Source organism: Streptococcus oralis subsp. tigurinus, from assembly GCF_002356415.1.
Taxonomy (GTDB): domain Bacteria; phylum Bacillota; class Bacilli; order Lactobacillales; family Streptococcaceae; genus Streptococcus; species Streptococcus oralis_F.
Window position 1 is genome coordinate 1,395,567 of the sequence record NZ_AP018338.1, and the last position, 17,562, is coordinate 1,413,128.

16 protein-coding genes are annotated in these 17,562 nt (G+C 42.8%); all 16 read right to left on the reverse strand.

Features of this window, described 5'->3' with window-relative positions; all coding sequences use genetic code 11:
* Positions 1-15 precede the first annotated feature (15 nt).
* Positions 16-933 carry a dihydrodipicolinate synthase family protein gene (locus STO1_RS07070; protein WP_070568360.1) on the reverse strand — a complete coding sequence of 306 codons (918 nt, stop codon included), beginning with the start codon at positions 931-933 and terminating at the stop codon, positions 16-18.
* Positions 934-1,103: 170 nt separating this feature from the next.
* Positions 1,104-1,748: a YesL family protein gene (locus STO1_RS07075; RefSeq protein ID WP_000057481.1), complete on the reverse strand. Its 645-nt coding sequence runs from the start codon at positions 1,746-1,748 to the stop codon at positions 1,104-1,106.
* 20 nt (positions 1,749-1,768) lie between these two features.
* Positions 1,769-2,221: a NanQ anomerase/TabA/YiaL family protein gene (locus tag STO1_RS07080; protein ID WP_096422606.1), complete on the reverse strand. Its 453-nt coding sequence runs from the start codon at positions 2,219-2,221 to the stop codon at positions 1,769-1,771.
* Between the two features lie 273 nt (positions 2,222-2,494).
* The gene (locus STO1_RS07085) at positions 2,495-3,334 is read right to left on the reverse strand and encodes a carbohydrate ABC transporter permease (protein WP_001183243.1); all 840 of its coding nucleotides are present in this window, start codon (positions 3,332-3,334) and stop codon (positions 2,495-2,497) included.
* 15 nt (positions 3,335-3,349) lie between these two features.
* On the reverse strand, positions 3,350-4,216 hold the full coding sequence (locus STO1_RS07090) for a carbohydrate ABC transporter permease (RefSeq protein ID WP_161801140.1): 867 nt from the start codon (positions 4,214-4,216) through the stop codon (positions 3,350-3,352).
* A gap of 219 nt (positions 4,217-4,435) precedes the next feature.
* On the reverse strand, positions 4,436-5,764 hold the full coding sequence (locus STO1_RS07095) for an ABC transporter substrate-binding protein (RefSeq protein WP_096422608.1): 1,329 nt from the start codon (positions 5,762-5,764) through the stop codon (positions 4,436-4,438).
* Between the two features lie 113 nt (positions 5,765-5,877).
* Complete coding sequence (locus STO1_RS07100) at positions 5,878-6,576, reverse strand: N-acetylmannosamine-6-phosphate 2-epimerase (protein WP_061588654.1); 699 nt, start codon at positions 6,574-6,576, stop codon at positions 5,878-5,880.
* A gap of 200 nt (positions 6,577-6,776) precedes the next feature.
* On the reverse strand, positions 6,777-7,757 hold the full coding sequence (locus STO1_RS07105; RefSeq protein ID WP_007521182.1) for an acetylxylan esterase: 981 nt from the start codon (positions 7,755-7,757) through the stop codon (positions 6,777-6,779).
* A 158-nt stretch (positions 7,758-7,915) separates the two neighbouring features.
* On the reverse strand, positions 7,916-8,398 hold the full coding sequence (locus STO1_RS07110; RefSeq protein WP_000894828.1) for an acyl-CoA thioesterase: 483 nt from the start codon (positions 8,396-8,398) through the stop codon (positions 7,916-7,918).
* Between the two features lie 461 nt (positions 8,399-8,859).
* On the reverse strand, positions 8,860-10,875 hold the full coding sequence (recG, locus tag STO1_RS07125; protein ID WP_061588655.1) for an ATP-dependent DNA helicase RecG: 2,016 nt from the start codon (positions 10,873-10,875) through the stop codon (positions 8,860-8,862).
* Positions 10,876-10,892: 17 nt separating this feature from the next.
* Positions 10,893-11,996, reverse strand: a complete 1,104-nt coding sequence (alr, locus tag STO1_RS07130; protein WP_061588656.1) for an alanine racemase — start codon at positions 11,994-11,996, stop codon at positions 10,893-10,895.
* A complete protein-coding gene (acpS, locus tag STO1_RS07135) occupies positions 11,986-12,348 on the reverse strand; it encodes a holo-ACP synthase (protein WP_025171527.1) in 363 nt (120 codons plus the stop codon). Before acpS ends, alr begins: the two co-directional genes overlap by 11 nt.
* Before the next feature lie 45 nt (positions 12,349-12,393).
* Entirely contained in the window at positions 12,394-13,425 is a 1,032-nt protein-coding gene (locus STO1_RS07140; protein WP_061588657.1) for a 3-deoxy-7-phosphoheptulonate synthase, read from the reverse strand.
* A gap of 1 nt (position 13,426) precedes the next feature.
* Positions 13,427-14,458: a 3-deoxy-7-phosphoheptulonate synthase gene (locus STO1_RS07145; protein WP_096422610.1), complete on the reverse strand. Its 1,032-nt coding sequence runs from the start codon at positions 14,456-14,458 to the stop codon at positions 13,427-13,429.
* A gap of 79 nt (positions 14,459-14,537) precedes the next feature.
* Entirely contained in the window at positions 14,538-17,051 is a 2,514-nt protein-coding gene (gene secA / locus STO1_RS07150; protein ID WP_001274110.1) for a preprotein translocase subunit SecA, read from the reverse strand.
* A gap of 143 nt (positions 17,052-17,194) precedes the next feature.
* Positions 17,195-17,485 carry a hypothetical protein gene (locus tag STO1_RS07155; RefSeq protein ID WP_061588659.1) on the reverse strand — a complete coding sequence of 97 codons (291 nt, stop codon included), beginning with the start codon at positions 17,483-17,485 and terminating at the stop codon, positions 17,195-17,197.
* Between the last annotated feature and the right edge of the window lie 77 nt (positions 17,486-17,562).

The window sequence follows — 17,562 nt, forward strand, 5'->3', positions numbered from 1 at the left end:
ATACCTCCTTATGGATTAGAGGAAGCGCTCCTTGGTTTCACGAATCAAGGCTGCAGCTGCTTCTACAACTGGTCGATCTTCTTCAGTCACTGGTGTCAATGGTGAACGAACTGATCCAATGTTAAGTCCCTCATTGATTTTCAAGACTTCTTTGATCACACCGTACATATTTCCATGTGCAGCAGTCAATTTACCAATGATTGCGTTGATAGCATACTGCAATTCACGCGCTGTTTCCAAGTCTTTTTCAGCAATCAACTGATTTAGTTTCAAGAAGAGTTCTGGCATCGCACCATAAGTACCACCGATACCAGCTTTGGCACCCATGAGGCGACCACCTAGGAACTGTTCATCTGGACCATTAAAGACGATATGGTCTTCCCCACCAAGGCTAACAAAAGTTTGGATATCTTGAACTGGCATAGAAGAGTTCTTCACACCGATAACACGAGGATTTTTCAACATTTCAGTGTAGAGACTTGGAGTTAAAGCAACTCCTGCCAATTGAGGAATGTTATAAATCACGTAGTCTGTATTTGGAGCTGCAGAACTGATATCGTTCCAGTATTTAGCAACTGAGTATTCTGGCAAGCGGAAGTAAATCGGTGGAATCGTTGCAATGGCATCTACACCCAAGCTTTCTGCGTGGCGAGCAAGTTCCATACTGTCTTTGGTATTGTTGCAAGCTACGTGAGCGATGATGGTCAATTTGCCCTTGGCAACTGCCATGACTTCTTCCAAAATCAACTTGCGGTCTGCCACACTTTGGTAGATACATTCACCAGAAGAACCATTGACATAGAGACCTTGAACTCCCTTATCAATGAAGTATTGAACCAAGGCGCGCGTACGCTCTGGACTGACTTCTCCTTGATCATCATAACATGCGTAGAAGGCTGGAATGACACCTTCGTATTTTTTTAAATCTGACATAGATTTTCTCCTAAGATTTCTTTTTTCTGCTGAGAGCAGTTCTATTCTTTACAAGTTTAGTATACACCTTGTGAAAATCGCTTTCAATATCTTGTATACACTTAGATTTTAGTTTCTACTTGTATTTTAGAAACTGTAACGATTGAAAGTAGTTTCAGAAACAAGCCATCCTACTGGTATTTAGCGAAAATTTTCTCCATCAATCCTGCTTGGAGAAAGACTAGCAAACCAAAACCAAAGAGGATAAAAGCTGATCCTCCCAAGAGGAGAGTGAAGGCGGATAGATAAAGAACCATCACAATGAGAAAGAGAATGGCTAACATGAGGAAGAACCACGGAAAGTTAAAACTTGCCAAGATAAGCCCTTTTTGCAGCACTTCTTTCCAAGACAAATCATAGCGCGCAGCGATGGGATAACTAGCCAGCATCACGAGAGTGAGGAAGATGAGAATCCCCAAACAAATAGCTTTCACAATCTGGAAAGGCAAAGCTGTCTGGCCCCAGAAAAGATAGAGATCTAAAAGGCTCAGCAAAACAATGCCCAATTCTAGCAAACCTAACTGGAAACCCAGTTTCAGATTTTGCTTGAAGGCCCTTATATAAGTTCTAAAGACTGGTACCCGTCTGCTTCTCTTAATCTCAAACATAGTCTCATAGAGGCTGATTTTTGCCACTCCAATCGTCACGATAGGCAAACAAGAGACAACAAAAAGAAGATTGGCTGTCACGATATCCAAGACCTTCTCACTGAAACGCATGAGAAAATTATCTGTATCAAATGCTGCCTTGATCAGGCTTACTCCTTTTTGTGCCATGTTTGCTCCTCCTGATTCTTTTAATCAATCAAAATTTTAAAGAGATATTTGCGAACCTTCTCTTCCATACCTGCATAGCCATTTGGCTGATGCGGTTCTCCTGGGAAGAAAATCGCAAAATTGTGATAGCCCAACAAGAGTGGGTAGCGTTCATGACAATGAACAAAACCAATGTCACTCGCTTCATCGAATGCTACCGCTTCGTCTTTGATACGTGAACCGTAGCTCGAATATTCATGTCCTTCTACCAGCAAATGCAAATCTGCATAGTGTTTATGGTGCTCAAACTGATCATTTTCAGCTTGATTGAGGACATTTTCCTGAACAACTAGAAAGACCTTGTCCCCGTCAATCTCATACTTACCGAGTTCGAAAGAATCTTTACGGTGCTGATAGAGATAGTCGATAACCTTGTCAAGATTGGGATGGATTCCCTTGTAAAAGGCGATGTTTTTCAAATCGTCAAAAATCATTCTGTTTCCTTCGTTTCTGATAGTTAACTAAAATCATAAATTAAGTTGATAAGTGTCTGACAAAACTTCACGAAGTAACTGCATACTCTCCATTTTGTAGACACTTATGAAACTATATTTCTCTTAGTCTATAACATATTCTTCTGAATTTTGATAGACAGTTTTTCCTATACTCAATGAAAATCGAAGAACAAACTAGGAAGCTAACCGCAGGCAATACTTAAGTATGGCAAGGTGATGCTGACGTAGTTTGAATTCGATTTTCGCAGAGTATTATCCTTTAACAGCTCCCATAGTAATACCCTGAGTGAAGGATTTTTGGAAGACAAGGAAGACTGTTACGATTGGCACTGCTGCAAGAGCTGCACCCGCCATGATCAAACCGTAGTTGGTTGCCATTTCGGCCTGCATGGTCGCAACCCCGAGTGAGATAGTCAAATTTTGACGTGAAGTCAACATAACCAACTGCATAAAGTAGTCGTTCCAAGTATTGATGAAGGTAAAGATTGCAAGAGCTGCAAATCCTGGTTTCACGATAGGGAAGGCTACGCTCCAGAAGGTACGAATCTCACCACAACCGTCGATTTTAGCTGATTCAAGCAATTCTGTAGGGATGTTTTCGCTGAACTGTTTCATGAGGAAGACCCCAAATGGCCATCCAATCAAAGGCAAGATAACTGCCCAAAGAGTATCGTGAATTCCCATGAAGTTGACGATACGTACCAATGGTACAAGGACAACTTGTTTTGGAAGTGCCATGGCAGCGATAAAGACTGCAAAGAGAATGCGTTGACCATAGAAACGTTTTTTAGCCAAGACATAACCTGCTAGAGAAGAGGTTGCACAGACTAGGAACATAGTTACTAGTGAGATAAATACAGAGTTCCACATCCACTGCATAGCAGGGTTTTGCACCATGAGTTGTTGGAAGTTTTCCATGGTTGGCATTTTAGGGAACCACTGTGGCGGAATCATAATGGTATCAGGCTGTGATTTGAAGGCCCCTGTCAAGATCCAGTAGAATGGAAAGATGAACAGTACGGTCAACAAGAGCAAGATAATCGTTGAAATAACAGTGAAAGCTGTTAAAGGTTTCTTTTGTGTAGGTTGCATAACTGTCTCCTTTCTTTAGTATTCTACGTCGTTTCCGAGGATCTTGAATTGAGCAAAGCTGACAATGGCAATCATCACTGCTAAGAAGACACCGATGGTATTGGCATAGCCGTACTCTGTCAATTGGAAGGCTTTTTCGTAAAGGTAGTACATCAAGGTACTTGTTGAGTAGTTTGGACCACCAGATGTCAACAACTGAATCAAGGCGAAACATTGGAATGAGTTGATGGTTGTGATGATTGCGATGTAAAGAGTTGTTGGAAGAAGGCTAGGCCATTTGATCTTCCAGAAGACTTGAAATTCAGTCGCACCGTCAACACGCGCTGCTTCAACAAGTGAGTTATCAATATTCCCCATAGCAGCGATATAAAGGATAATCGGTTGACCAACAGATGTTGTCAAAAGGATAATCATAATCGCTAGCAAAGCCCAGTTTTTGTCACCCAGCCAAGAAATGTTTTGGCTGATGATGTGGCTTGACTTAAGGACAAAGTTTAAAATCCCTGATAGTGGATCATAGATCCATTTCCATACAACCGTTACGGCAACACTACCTGTAACTACAGGAAGGAAGAAGACGAAACGATAAAAAGAACGGGCAATGGCATTTTGATGATAGGTTTGAGATGCTACAAAGAGAGAGAAGAGAACCACAATCGGAACAGATCCAATAACCAGGATAACGGTATTGATCAAAGACTTCACAAAGACAGGGTCTTTAAACATGCGAATGTAGTTGTCCAAGCCCACAAACTCAAATTTAGTCATGGAGTAGTTAAAGAAACTTGTAATGAATCCCATAATCATAGGAGCCAAGACAAAGATGACAAAGAAGAATAACACTGGTGCTAGGAAAGCGTAGGAAATCACTGTTTCCCGCATACGAATTTTATTGACTTTCACAGTCGGCACCTCTCTTTCAAATAGAATAGTTTTTGATTTTCTTGAACTGTTTTAAAACCAAAATGAAATTTTTTAAGATTCGCTTATGTAAGAACTTCATTTTAATTTCGTGACAGTTCCTTACATTTCAAACAAAAGTCCCCCTTTTCTTACACCGTGGTGCTCAGGGAAAAGGGGGGAATCAATCTGACTTAGTGCTTATTGTTTTGTAGCTTTTTTGATGGTTTCATTAGCTTTTTCAGTGAAGGCTTTCAAAGCATCCGCTGGTTTTTCATCACCATTTGATACAGATTGCAACATTGGGAACCAAAGTGTTCTCATTTCAGCAAATCCATCGATAGTGTTGTAGTATGGTGAGTAGTATTTAGTCCAGCTGCTGATTGTTTCCATACGTTTGTCATCATAAAGTTTGCCAAATGATGTACGAACTGGGAAGGCACCTGTACGAACAACGTCTTTAGGACCCCATTCTTTGTCATCTGCGATGAATTGAACGAATTTCTTAGCAGCAGCGATTTTCTTATCGTCTTTGTTGTTAAATACTGCAAATCCGTTTACAAGGTATTCAAGAGATGGTTTACCAGAGTCTGATGGGAATGGTACTTCTACCACGTCTACCTTACTTGCTTCCAAGAGCTTCGCTTGGATACCGTTTTGAGCTGGTGCCCAAAGGATTGTGTATGAAGTTTGACCGTTGGCAAAGTTTTGGATGTCTGCTCCACCGTCAAATTGTGAACCGTTGTTCAACAAACCGTCTTTAATCCAGCTAGCAGCTTTTTCAAGACCTTTGACGAATTTAGGATCGTCTGTTGTATATTTGGTTACGTCTTTGTCTGTTACAGAACCGCCATAAAGGTTTGCGATGAAGGCACGTGTTCCTTGGTCTCCCCCTTGACCAGAACTGAACAATGAACCTGGTGTATAGCCTTTATCTTTAAGCGCTTTCAAAACTTTTTCAAAGTCATCAGTTGTCCAACCTTCTTTTACAAGGTTTGCAACTCCAGCATCTTCCAACATTTTCTTGTTCATAGCCATGTAGAATGGAGCTGAACTGATTGGATACATGTAAGCTTTGTCTCCAGCCTTACTTGCTTGTACGATGTTTTCGTTGTTGACATCTTTGATGAATTCGTCTGTGAAGAGGTCGTTCAACTCAGCCAATTTACCATTTTTACCGTATTGGATGATACGCCCTGGTGCGTCAAAGAGTACGTCTGGCGCTGTCCCTGCTTCGATGGCTGTTGTGATCTTTTCAGGACCTGACTTGAAGTCGATGGTTTCCAATTTCACTTTTACATCTGGATTTGCTTTTTCAAAAGCTTCGATGATTGATTTTTCATAAGTTCCAACACCGTCACTCGTTTTTTCTTGTGTGAAGACTGGGAATGCCCACCAAGTGATTTCTGTTTTTCCGCTATCGCTACCAGAATTTCCCGCATCTTTACTTCCACCAGAGTTACCACAAGCTGCAAGGCCAAGAATCGCAGCACCCGCAAGTACTGTACAAGCTAGTTTTCTAAATTTCATTTGTATTCTCCTAATTGATAAGCGTATCCATATTGGATAATGAGTTCTTTGTATTTGTATACGTTTTTATTTTGTTCGACGCATCGACCACTCTCCTCTGTTTTGAGATTATGTTATTTAAGACCGGCAACAAAGCGTTCCGTAATCTCTTTTGGTCTAGTAATCGCTCCACCAACAACGATACCTCGCACCCCATATTCAAGGATTTGCTTAGCTTGTTCTGGTGTATGAATTTTCCCTTCAGCGATGACATCCACACCGGCTTCACACAGCTTTTTGATCAGTTCAAAGTCTGGACCATCCACTTTCGGACTATAAGAGGTGTAACCTGACAGGGTTGTTCCAACAAAATCAATTCCGGCTTCAACTGCTGCTATTCCCTCTTCAAACGTGCTGGTATCAGCCATTAAGAGTTGATGCGGATATTTTTTTTTGACTTGTCGGATGAAGTCTTGGATTTCCAAACCGTCGTAACGTTCACGTTTGGTACAATCCAGAGCAATGACCTCAATGTCTAGTTCAGCCAGTTCATCAACTTCTCTCATCGTAGCTGTAATGAAAGGCTCCTGTGGCGGATAGTCACGTTTGATAATACCGATAATCGGAAGTTTCGTAACCTCCTTAATCTCCTTGATATCGCGAACACTGTTTGCTCGGATACCGACTGCTCCACCTTGCTCAGCCGCTTTGACTAGCAAGGGAATGACTCCTCCCGCTTCTGTATAAAGCGGTTCGTGAGGAAGTGCCTGGCAAGAGACAATGATTCCATCTTTGATTTGTTCAATCAAGGCTTCTTTGCTGATCTGTGGCATCCTCTTTCCTCCCTTTCTTGTTCTTATGGGCTTATTATATATCATTTGTTAAGCGCTTTCAATAGGTTGTGATAGAATAGATTTCAGTTTCAAAACTATTTTATAGAACAGACTATCCTGAAAGTAGTTTCAGAGAGCCATCTATTTTAAATAATTTTTATTAAAAAACAAAAAAGAGAGCTCCTGGGCTCTCTCATTCATTATCTTGCGTACTTAAAAGGAATCTCACTACCACAGAGCCAGTTATAAACTTGGTCATTGACAAAAACATTCATGGCTTCGTGGGCATACTCAGGCATGATGCGATAGGCCTTTTCGCAAATTAGACGATTGTAAATTGCAAACTGGGTAATAGGATAGCAAACATCGTCATCCAAGCCCGTAATCATCTTGACCTCACCTTGAATGCGATGGGCAAGATTTTTCACATCGATGTAGGCAAGGGTCGCCATGATTTCCTCCTCTGTTTCATGGAAAGGATCGTGGAACTTGAAATAACGGAAGAGTTCATCATAGGCTTCACTGGTATTGCCAATCTCAATCACTCGTCTAAAGTCAGACAAGAAAGGATAGATGGCAACTGTTTTCTGAATCCTAGGATTGAGCGCCGCTGCAACCAGGGCTAAAGCCCCTCCCTGTGAGGCGCCATAGCTAGAAAGTCTTTCCTCATCTACCTGAGGTAGACTAGCAACAATTTCGATCAACTGGTAAATATCCAGATAGACATCCTTATAAAAGAGATGTTCCCGACCTTCCACAGCACCACGGATGATATGCCCCTTCACCGTATTTCCTAGTGGAGAGCGCAAGCCGTCTTGCGAATAGCCCGACTGGCCCCGCACATCCATGGAAACAACACCGTAACCAGCCACCGTATAGGCCAGCATGTCAGCCCAGTCCCAACCACGCCCCATGTATCCATGGAAATGGAAGATTAGCGGAACCTTCTCCTCAGTCTTTGGAAGGACGACGCGTGCATAGACCTTGCCTTCATTAGTTCCCTCAAAGGTCAGTTCATAGCACCTTACTTGAGGAATATGGAAATCCTTTTCCTCCCACTGGTAGGCAGGAAGGACTGAAACTTTTTTGACTTCCTCATTCCAAAAAGCATCAAAATCTTCTGGGACCTCATCCCTTCCTTTATAAGTCTTGATTTCTTCTAGCAAAGCTGGGTTTTTCATAGCATGCTCCTTTTAATTTGTAATCGTTATCATAACTGTAGCATATCTAGAAAAGCAATGCAAGAAAGAATGGTAAACAGAAAGTGATTTTAAATTCTCCTCCCTCAAACGCATCGTTTGAAAGTAGTTTTAAAATCTTAAACTTCTAATCCTCCGTTTTACATATGATCCTTCACAGCAACTGCTACCATTTTGGCTTTGGCACGGACTTTAGTAGCCACTGTCATCTCCATAGCAATAATTGCTTTTCTTTCCCCTAATTCCTCCAGAGTAGAAGTGACCACAATTTCATCTTCAATTGGACTAGGACTAAGGTAATCAATCTCCAAGCGAGCTGTAATAAAACGTCCTATCACAGTTGATTCCGTCAGTTCCAACCCTTTTTGATGATGGGCAAACCAAGCTGCTGAGGCCGTGCCATGGCAATCAAAAATAGTCGCTATCATTCCTCCAAAGACATTTGAAGGAACTCCACCAGTATAAGCATTCTCAAGCTTTATACGACTAATACAACTACTCCCATCTACACTTGGATAGGTTTTTAAATGTAAACCTAAATCATTCTTTGGACCACATCCCCAACAATGCTGGAATCGTTCTCCATACCTATCCTGGATAGCAATCGTTCTGGTTTCTAACATTCTTTTCACTCCTCCTTATTCAGATGGAGTCATTATATCAAGCTTCAGTCAAAGAGTAAATAGGCTTGGAGACTAATATCTTTTTATCACTTGACTAAGTTTGATTTATAGCCGACCATTTTATAAAAATAAAAGAGCGTTTCCGCTCTTTGTGTATCAATAGGTGCTAGCTCCTTTCTCTAGTTTGAAAGTCTGAAATTTCTTTTGGTAGGTCACTTTAATCGTCATATGAGAGTCCTCGTTTCTTTTTGATGACTCTAGTATAAGACCCAAACCTAAAAGCTAGCTTAAGTTTTCCTTAGAGAAAGCTTATACTCAATGAAAATCAAAGAGCAAACTAGGAAACTAGCCGCAGGTTGCTCAAAGCACTGCTTTGAGGTTGTAGATAGAACTGACGAAGTCAGGAACCATATATACGCCAAGGCGACGTTGACGTGGTTTGAAGAGATTTTCGAAGAGTATTAATCTAGATGTTCTTTCTTTTCCAGATGGAGAGCAATCATACGCCATTCTGGATCCTCTTGCCAACCTTCTATCGAACTAATGTAGCTGGCAACCTTCCTAGCTTCTTCTAAAATCGGAAAATCTTCGATGATATCCGCCACTTGAAATTCTGGTAGTCCTGATTGTCTGGTTCCAAAAATCTCACCAGAACCACGCATTTTCAAATCTTCCTCCGCAAGGACAAATCCATTGGTCGTTTCTGTCATGATACGCATGCGATCCTTCCCAGACTCCGTCTTGGGATTAGCAACGAGAACAGTATAGGACTGCTTGTCCCCTCGACCAACACGGCCTCTGAGCTGGTGAAGCTGGCTGAGACCGAACCGATCGGCATCCATGATGATCATGACTGTCGCATTGGGAACATTGACCCCAACCTCGATAACAGTTGTAGATACTAGAATATCTGTTTTTCTCTCTTTGAAATCCTGCATAATCTGGTCTTTTTCGTCACTCCTTATCTTACCATGTAAAAGAGCCACTTCAGCCTTACCTGCAAAATGAGCTGTCAACTCCTCTGATAAAGCAATAGCATTTTTCAAATCCAGAGCTTCCGATTCTTCAATCAAGGGAGAGATGACGTAGGCTTGAGAACCTTTTTGAATTTCTCCCTCTAACCAAGTCAGCACCTGAGGTAGTTGCTCATGCTTGATCCAACGTGTCACAATGGGTTTCCGACCCGCGGGCATCTGGTCGATAATGGAAACATCCATATCACCAAAGGCTGTGATGGCCAAAGTTCGTGGAATGGGAGTTGCCGTCATCATGAGGACATCAGGATTGTCCCCTTTTTCACGTAAAATACGCCTTTGCCCCACACCAAAACGATGCTGCTCATCGATGATAATCAAACCAAGACGAGCATAATCTACCCCATCCTGAATCAGTGCATGGGTTCCGATAATCAAATCAGCCTCACCCTTTGCTATGGTCTCCAAGACTTCTCTTTTTTCTGCAGCTTTCAAGGATCCAGTCAAGAGAGCGAGTTTCAAGTCTGGAAAGAGACCCTGTAGACTTTCAAAGTGTTGCTCTGCTAGGATTTCTGTTGGCACCATGAGAGCTGCCTGATAGCCAGACGTCACCGCCGCAAACATGGCCAAACCAGCAACCACCGTTTTTCCGCTCCCCACATCTCCTTGCAGGAGACGATTCATGTGATGGTCCGACTTCATGTCGGTCAAGATTTCCTGCAAACTTTTTTCCTGAGCTTGAGTCAGGGAAAATGGCAGATTTTCTTTAGCAGCTGTCACCTTTTCCTTAGACCAATTCAGAACCAGACCGCTTCCCTGAACTCTATTTTCAGACTTGAGTGACTGCAACTGCATCTGAAAATAAAAGAGTTCCTCAAATTTGATCCGACGAAGGGCCTGCTTGTATTCTGCCAAATCCTTAGGAAAATGCATGGCACGGACAGCCTGACAACGGGACATGAGTTTGTATTTATCAAGTAAAGACTGGGGAAGATTTTCCTCTATCAAGAGGTCCAACCCCTGATCAAAGGCTGTCTTAATGACCTTGACCAGACTGGCCTGACTGATTCCTTGAGCCAGACGATAAACCGGTTGGAGGTCATCTTCCACTTGAGCTAGAACCTTCATCCCAGTCAAACTGGCCTTGGCACGGTCCCATTTCCCAAAGACAGCAAGAGTTGCACCTAACTCTATCTTATCAGCCAGATAGGGTTGGTTAAAAAAATTCACCGCAAAAACGACCTCTCCCTGCTTGAGGCTAAAACGCAGGCGATTGCGCTTGAAACCATAATACTGGACACTGGCAGGAGTCACTACCTGACCAGACAGAACAGCCTTTTCTCCATCTTCCAACTCTAGCACCTGCTTGGTCTTGAAATCTTCATAACGGAAAGGAAAGTAGAGCAAGAGGTCTTGCAAGTTTTCAATTCCTAGTTTGGCGTATTTCTCTGCTGACTTTGGTCCCACACCAGGTAAGACATGCAAGGGTTGGTGTAAATTCATGCTCCACTCCTTTCTTTTTAATAATATTCTCTCGGAATGCGGTCGCTGAGGAGACAAACCACCTCATAGTTAATAGTTCCACGATAGGTCGCTACCTGAGTAGCTGTGATTTCCTGGTCACCGTTGGAGCCAATTAAGGTTACTTTTGTTCCTAGAGGGTAAACCTTAGGTAATAGAATGGTGATTTGATCCATTGAAACCCGACCGACGATTGGGCACGCTTGTCCATCTACCAAGACGGAGAAATTCTGCATGTCTCGTGTCCAACCATCCGCATAACCGATTGGCACCGTCGCAATGACTTGCTCACTATCCGCCTGATAGGTCGCCCCATAGCCCATGCAAGCTCCAGCCGGAACTGTCTTGACATGAACAAGGGCAGACTCCAAGGTCAAGGCTGGAGTCAAATCATAGGGCAAGTCCAAGACCTCTCCACTAGGATTCAGGCCATACATGGCATCTCCCATACGAACCGCATTGAAAATAGTCTCTGCATGCCAGAGGGTCGTTGCTGAGTTGCTGGCATGAATCAGCTCTGGAACATCCTTCATACTTGCCAAAATAGTTTTAAATCGTTCTAACTGGGTATTAAAATAAGTGTCTGATTCTTCATCTGCAGTCGCAAAGTGGGTAAAAATTCCCTCAACACGAGCGCCGTGTTGTTGGAGCAAGGCATGAGCCTGATCCGCTTCACTGGCTTCTCTAAAACCAATTCGTCCCATTCCTGAATCAATCTTGAGGTGGACAGTTAAGCCAGATAAATCTGTCTCCCTAGCTAAGAGCGCTTGAATCCACTCCAGCCCAGCCACTGTCATGGTGATGTCGTATTCTTTAGCTAGGTCAACGGCTTCTAGCTCAGAAACTCCTAAGATGAGAATTTTCTTGTTAAGTCCAGCCTGACGAAGTTCAATAGCTTCATCAATATTGGAAACACAAAATCCATCAACATCATTTTGAATAGCCTTGGCAACAGCAACTGCTCCATGACCATAGGCATTGGCCTTGACCACTGCCCACTTGAGCGTTCCTTCAGGGATATGATCACTCATTTGCTGGATATTTTGTCGAATGGCTCCCAGATATATCAGAGCCTTGGTCGGTCTATGTGGACTAGCTTTCATGATTTTCCTCCAAAATGACACTGGCTGTCACAAACTGATCTGTGTGGCTGATAGATAGCCAAATCTTTCCTGAAAATGGTGCCTGACTAAAATAAGGCGCGCCTCGTTCATTGTTCAAAACTTCCAAATCCTGAAAGGTCAGTTTGCCAATTCCTGTCCCCATAGCCTTGGAAAAAGCCTCCTTAGCCGACCAACGACCTGCCAAGTATTCGATTTGTCTGCGCCCTTTGAGACTGGCAAAACGCTCCATTTCTTTAGGGGTCAGCACGCGCTTAGCAAAGCCCTCACGTCGTGTAACTGCGTTTTCTATCGAAGCCAATTCTTCGATGTCAATTCCGTGTCCAACTATCATACTCATCAAAAGGAGCTGAGATTCCCCCAACTCCATCCTTTTCACTTATTTTGTTAAGGTAGTATAAATTTCTTCTACCAAGGCTACTGTATTTTCCCAACCTAGACAAGGGTCAGTTATGGAGCAGCCAAAGACCTCTGGTTGGTTTTGACGACCATCTGCTAGGTAAGATTCGATCATAAAGCCTCGAACCGTCTTTTTAATCTTTTCATTCCAGTCACGATTCAGCAAGGATTGGCGAACAATGCGGATTTGTTCCATATACTGCTTGCCAGAATTGTCATGATTGGTATCGATGATGATAAAGGGCTTTTCAAGTCCCATGGTCTCATAACGGTTGATAGCGTTTAAGAGGGTTTCATAGTAGAAGTTGGGTTCATTTTTACCATATTCGTTCATGGCGCCACGAAGAATAACGTGGGCCAAGGGATTTCCTGAAGTCTCCACTTCTTGGCCATGGTAAAGGAAGGTTTGCTTGTTTTGAGCTGCATAGATAGCATTAAACATAACCCCAAGGTTTCCGGATGTCGGATTTTTCATCCCAACTGGAGCATCAATCCCAGAGGCTACAAAGCGGTGTTCCTGGTCTTCCACTGAACGAGCTCCTACAGCATGGTAGCTGACCAGATCATCGACCAAAAGGAGATTAGACGGATAAAGCATCTCGTCAGCCGTAGTCAATCCCGTCTCCGTAATCACACGGTAGTGGAGCTGACGAACAGCCTGCAAACCATTGATGAGACTAGGAGCCTCACTAGCATTTGGCTGATGAATCAAACCCTTATAGCCATCTCCATTGGTACGAGGTTTAGCTGTATAGACACGCATGACGATAAAGATTTTATCCGCAACTTTTTTCTGCAAGTCAGCTAAACGGCGGGCATATTCCAAAACAGCCTCTTCATTGTCAGAAGAGCAAGGTCCCATTACCAAAAGAATTCGGTCGTCCTCACCCGAGATGATGGCTGCCAACTCTTGATCTCGCACTTCCTTATAACGCAAGACTTCAGGTGACAACTGGGTCGCAGCCTTGATTGCTTCAATATCAATTTCTTGACCTTTTTCGATAAATGCCATCTTACTCTCCTAGCGTTTGGTAAATTTCGCGAACAAGTGCTTCTGTGTTGTCCCATCCTAGACACGGATCTGTAATGGACTTACCAAAAACTTCTGGCTCATTTTGACGTCCATCTTCTAGATAGGACTCAATCATAAAACCACGAACATATTTTTTGATCTTCTCATTCCAGTCACGGTTAATCAAGGTCTGACGAACGATACGGATTTGATCCATGTACTGCTTGCCCGAATTATCATGATTGGTATCGATGATGATAAAGGGATTTTCCAAGCCCATCTTTTCATACTGATCAATGGTATCCATCAAATTGTCATAGTAGTAGTTAGGAATATTTTTCCCGTATTCATTCAAGGCACCGCGAAGAATGGCGTGGGACAATGGATTCCCTGTTGTTTCCACCTCTTTACCGAGGAAAAGGAAACTCTGTTTATTTTGCGCTGCGTAAATCCCGTTAAACATAACATTGAGATTTCCAGATGTTGGATTTTTAAATCCTGTTGAAAAGTCTGCTCCACTCGCTACAAAACGGTGCTGTTGATCCTCTACAGAACGAGCTCCAACAGCCATATAAGAAATCAAATCATCCACCAGCGGAAGATTTTCAGGATAAAGCATCTCATCCGCTGTTGTCATACCAGTCTCGGTAATCACACGGTAGTGCAGTTGGCGAACAGCCTTGATTCCATTGATCAAGCTAGGTGCTTCTTTAGCATTTGGTTGATGAATCAAGCCCTTATAGCCATCTCCATTGGTACGAGGTTTAGCTGTATAGACACGCATGACCATAAAGATACGGTCTTTGACCTCTTCTTGCAAGGCAGACAGGCGCTTAGCATACTCGAGGACTGCCTCTTCATTATCAGATGAACATGGTCCAATCACCAAAAGAATACGCTGGTCTTCTCCACGGATGATAGCTTCCAATTCCTGATCACGTTGTTTTTTTCTCGCAAGAGCCGCCCCCTCTAATTTAGACAAGGCGCGAACTTCTTCAATGTTAATTTTAGGACTTTTAGCTTTAAATACCATGATTCATCTCCTTATAAAGCAAACGGACACCAAGCAAAAAATGATTTTTACCAGGTATCCGCCTGTATCTTATCTCATATTATTGTCTCTTACCATGACAGTTCTTGAATTTCTTACCTGATCCACATGGGCATTGGTCGTTTCGTCCGATTTGGCTCAAGTCCACATCTTTTGGAAGCTGAGTCTGCTGCGCTGCGATATTACGAGTCGCAGTTGTACTGATATTGTGTTCAGTTTGAGGACGTTCCTGTTCGTGGATTTGTGCTTTCATCATCAAGCGGGTCACATCGAATTCAATCGATCCAATCATGTCGTTAAACATACGGAAACCTTCTGCTTGATATTCTACGACAGGATTGTTTTGCGCATATCCACGAAGACCAACAGCATTTCGCAACTGATCAAGAGCATCGATATGGTCTGTCCACTTGTTGTCTACAACACGTAGGATCAAGACCTTCTGGAACTCTTTCACTGCTTCTTCATCACGAAGTTTGGCAACTTGGCTATCATAAACTTTCAAGGCACGTTGGAAAAGTTCATCTTTGATGGCCTGATCTGACAGACCTGCAAGATCTGAACGGCTGATTGAATCTTCTGGAAGCAAGTTATACTTAGCAAAGTTCAGGATTGCTTCCAGTTTTTCATCTTCTTTCGAACGAGCATGTGCATCTACGATTCGGCCAATGGTACGACGGATCATAGCATGGATTTCAGGTGCCAAGTCACGATCTGCTGTAATGACATCATAACGTTGTGCATAGATGATTTCACGTTGTTCACGCATAACGTCATCGTATTGAAGGACTTGTTTACGAGTATCGTAGTTGTTTCCTTCAACACGTTTTTGAGCTGCTTCAACTTGACGCGTTAACATGCGAGATTCGATGGCTTCGTCAGACATGTTGAGACGTTCAAAGACACCTTTCAAACGTTCTGAACCGAAACGTTTCATCAAATCATCTTCAAGAGACAAGTAGAATTGTGACTCACCTGGGTCTCCTTGACGCCCTGAACGTCCACGAAGCTGATTATCAATACGGCGACTTTCATGGCGTTCTGTACCAATGACACAAAGTCCACCAAGTTCACGAACCCCTTCGCCAAGCTTGATGTCGGTACCACGACCGGCCATGTTGGTTGCGATAGTAACTGCACCACGCTGACCAGCGTTCATGATGATTTGCGCTTCTCTGTAGTGGTTCTTCGCATTCAAGACTTCGTGAGGAACACCTGCCTCTACCAGTTTTTTAGAAAGAAAGTCACTCGTTTCAACTGCAACTGTACCTACCAAGACCGGCTGACCTTTTTGGTGACGAGCTTTTACATCTTCAACTACAGCCTTAAACTTCGCATCAAGACTGGCATAGAGAAGGTCTGAGTGGTCGATACGTTGGATTGGACGGTTGGTTGGGATTGGGATAACACGAATGTTGTATATTTCGCGGAATTCTTCTTCTTCTGTCTTACCAGTACCCGTCATACCTGCCAATTTCTTATACATACGAAAGAGGTTTTGGTAGGTGATAGAAGCTGAAGTCTTGGTCTCGTCTTGGATTGGAACACCTTCTTTAGCTTCAATCGCTTGATGCAAGCCGTCAGAATAACGACGACCTTCCATGGTACGACCTGTAAATTGGTCGACAATCAAGATTTCTTGCTCTTCACTTACCACATAGTCGATATCGAGAATCATGATATAGTTGGCACGGAGGGCATTGTCGATAAAGTGGGTAAGAGCCACGTTTTCGACATCATAGAGATTCTCCAGTTTGAAATAGCTCTCAGCCTTGTCAATCCCAGAATCAGACAAACCAATCGTCTTAGACTGAATGTCAATAATATAGTCATCCTTGTCCAAAGACTTCACAAAGTGATCCGCCATATGGTAGAGCTGACTCGTTTCAACTGCATTGGCACCTGAAACAATCAAAGGAGTACGGGCTTCGTCGATCAAGATCGAGTCAACCTCATCGACCAAGGCATAGTTGAGCGGACGTTGTACCATGTTTTCTGCACGAACGACCATGTTGTCGCGAAGGTAGTCAAAACCAATCTCTGAGTTGGTTGAGTAGGTGATATCACAGAGGTACGCTTCTTTTTTCTCCATTGGAGATTTGGCTGCCAAGTTGATCCCTACTGATAGACCGAGCCATGAGTACAACTCACCCATCTCAGTCGCGTCACGTTCTGTTAGGTATTCGTTGACTGTAACTACGTGAACCCCTTTACCTGCAAGGGCATTGAGGTACACCGGCATGGTCGCCGTCAAGGTCTTCCCTTCACCGGTACGCATCTCTGGAACGTCACCATGGTGAAGAACAATCCCACCCATGACCTGAACCTTATAAGGGAAAAGCCCGAGGACACGTTTTGCTGCTTCACGAACTACCGCAAAAGCTTCATATAGTAGTGAATCAAGTGATTCACCCTTGTTGTAACGTTCTTTAAATTCGTCAGTTTTTGCTTTTAGCTCTTCGTCTGACATCGCAGCCATTTGGCTCTCATAATTAAGAACCTTATCAGCCATCTTTTCTAGACGGCGAAGTTCTCCTTTATCATTTTCAATAATCGTTTTTAAAATATTAGCCATGATTTTCCTTACTTTTTATTCTGAATATTTTAGAATGTTCTTTTCATTTTAGCATATTTACTGTTATTTTTCAAGAAAGAATCCTTGTTTTACAAAGGGGAAAAAAGGACTAGCTACTAGTCTAGTCCTTCATTTTTTAATGTTTAATTTCCCAAGAATACAGGCAGTATCCCAAAATACCAAAAGAGATTGATCCAGAAGGCCAAGCAAAAGATAATTCCAAAGATGAGAAGACTGATTTTTTTAATCAGCACGGAGTATAGGATGGATAAAACGCCAAAGACCACGAAGAGTTTTTTCATAACGAAATAATATACTGAAATTCCTCCTATTTGCCAATCCCAAGGAAGGAAAAACATGAGGAACCAGAGAAGGCAAATCGTAAGGATATATCTCTTGTAGTGCGCTTCAAGAAAGGCTTTTGTTTTCTCCATAGCAAACCTCCATTTGAGTCACTGTCTCTTCCCTTTTATTATACCAAAAAAACCTAGAAAAAGCTTTCCAGGTTCGG

Excerpts from the sequence above, each read along its gene's own strand:
- STO1_RS07070 (WP_070568360.1), bottom strand. The coding sequence starts at position 933 with ATGTCAGATTTAAAAAAATACGAAGGTGTCATTCCAGCCTTCTACGCA.
- STO1_RS07075 (WP_000057481.1), bottom strand. The coding sequence starts at position 1,748 with ATGGCACAAAAAGGAGTAAGCCTGATCAAGGCAGCATTTGATACAGAT.
- STO1_RS07080 (WP_096422606.1), bottom strand. The coding sequence starts at position 2,221 with ATGATTTTTGACGATTTGAAAAACATCGCCTTTTACAAGGGAATCCAT.
- STO1_RS07085 (WP_001183243.1), bottom strand. The coding sequence starts at position 3,334 with ATGCAACCTACACAAAAGAAACCTTTAACAGCTTTCACTGTTATTTCA.
- STO1_RS07090 (WP_161801140.1), bottom strand. The coding sequence starts at position 4,216 with ATGCGGGAAACAGTGATTTCCTACGCTTTCCTAGCACCAGTGTTATTC.
- STO1_RS07095 (WP_096422608.1), bottom strand. The coding sequence starts at position 5,764 with ATGAAATTTAGAAAACTAGCTTGTACAGTACTTGCGGGTGCTGCGATT.
- STO1_RS07100 (WP_061588654.1), bottom strand. The coding sequence starts at position 6,576 with ATGCCACAGATCAGCAAAGAAGCCTTGATTGAACAAATCAAAGATGGA.
- STO1_RS07105 (WP_007521182.1), bottom strand. The coding sequence starts at position 7,757 with ATGAAAAACCCAGCTTTGCTAGAAGAAATCAAGACTTATAAAGGAAGG.
- STO1_RS07110 (WP_000894828.1), bottom strand. The coding sequence starts at position 8,398 with ATGTTAGAAACCAGAACGATTGCTATCCAGGATAGGTATGGAGAACGA.
- recG (WP_061588655.1), bottom strand. The coding sequence starts at position 10,875 with ATGAATTTACACCAACCCTTGCATGTCTTACCTGGTGTGGGACCAAAG.
- alr (WP_061588656.1), bottom strand. The coding sequence starts at position 11,996 with ATGAAAGCTAGTCCACATAGACCGACCAAGGCTCTGATATATCTGGGA.
- acpS (WP_025171527.1), bottom strand. The coding sequence starts at position 12,348 with ATGATAGTTGGACACGGAATTGACATCGAAGAATTGGCTTCGATAGAA.
- STO1_RS07140 (WP_061588657.1), bottom strand. The coding sequence starts at position 13,425 with ATGGCATTTATCGAAAAAGGTCAAGAAATTGATATTGAAGCAATCAAG.
- STO1_RS07145 (WP_096422610.1), bottom strand. The coding sequence starts at position 14,458 with ATGGTATTTAAAGCTAAAAGTCCTAAAATTAACATTGAAGAAGTTCGC.
- secA (WP_001274110.1), bottom strand. The coding sequence starts at position 17,051 with ATGGCTAATATTTTAAAAACGATTATTGAAAATGATAAAGGAGAACTT.
- STO1_RS07155 (WP_061588659.1), bottom strand. The coding sequence starts at position 17,485 with ATGGAGAAAACAAAAGCCTTTCTTGAAGCGCACTACAAGAGATATATC.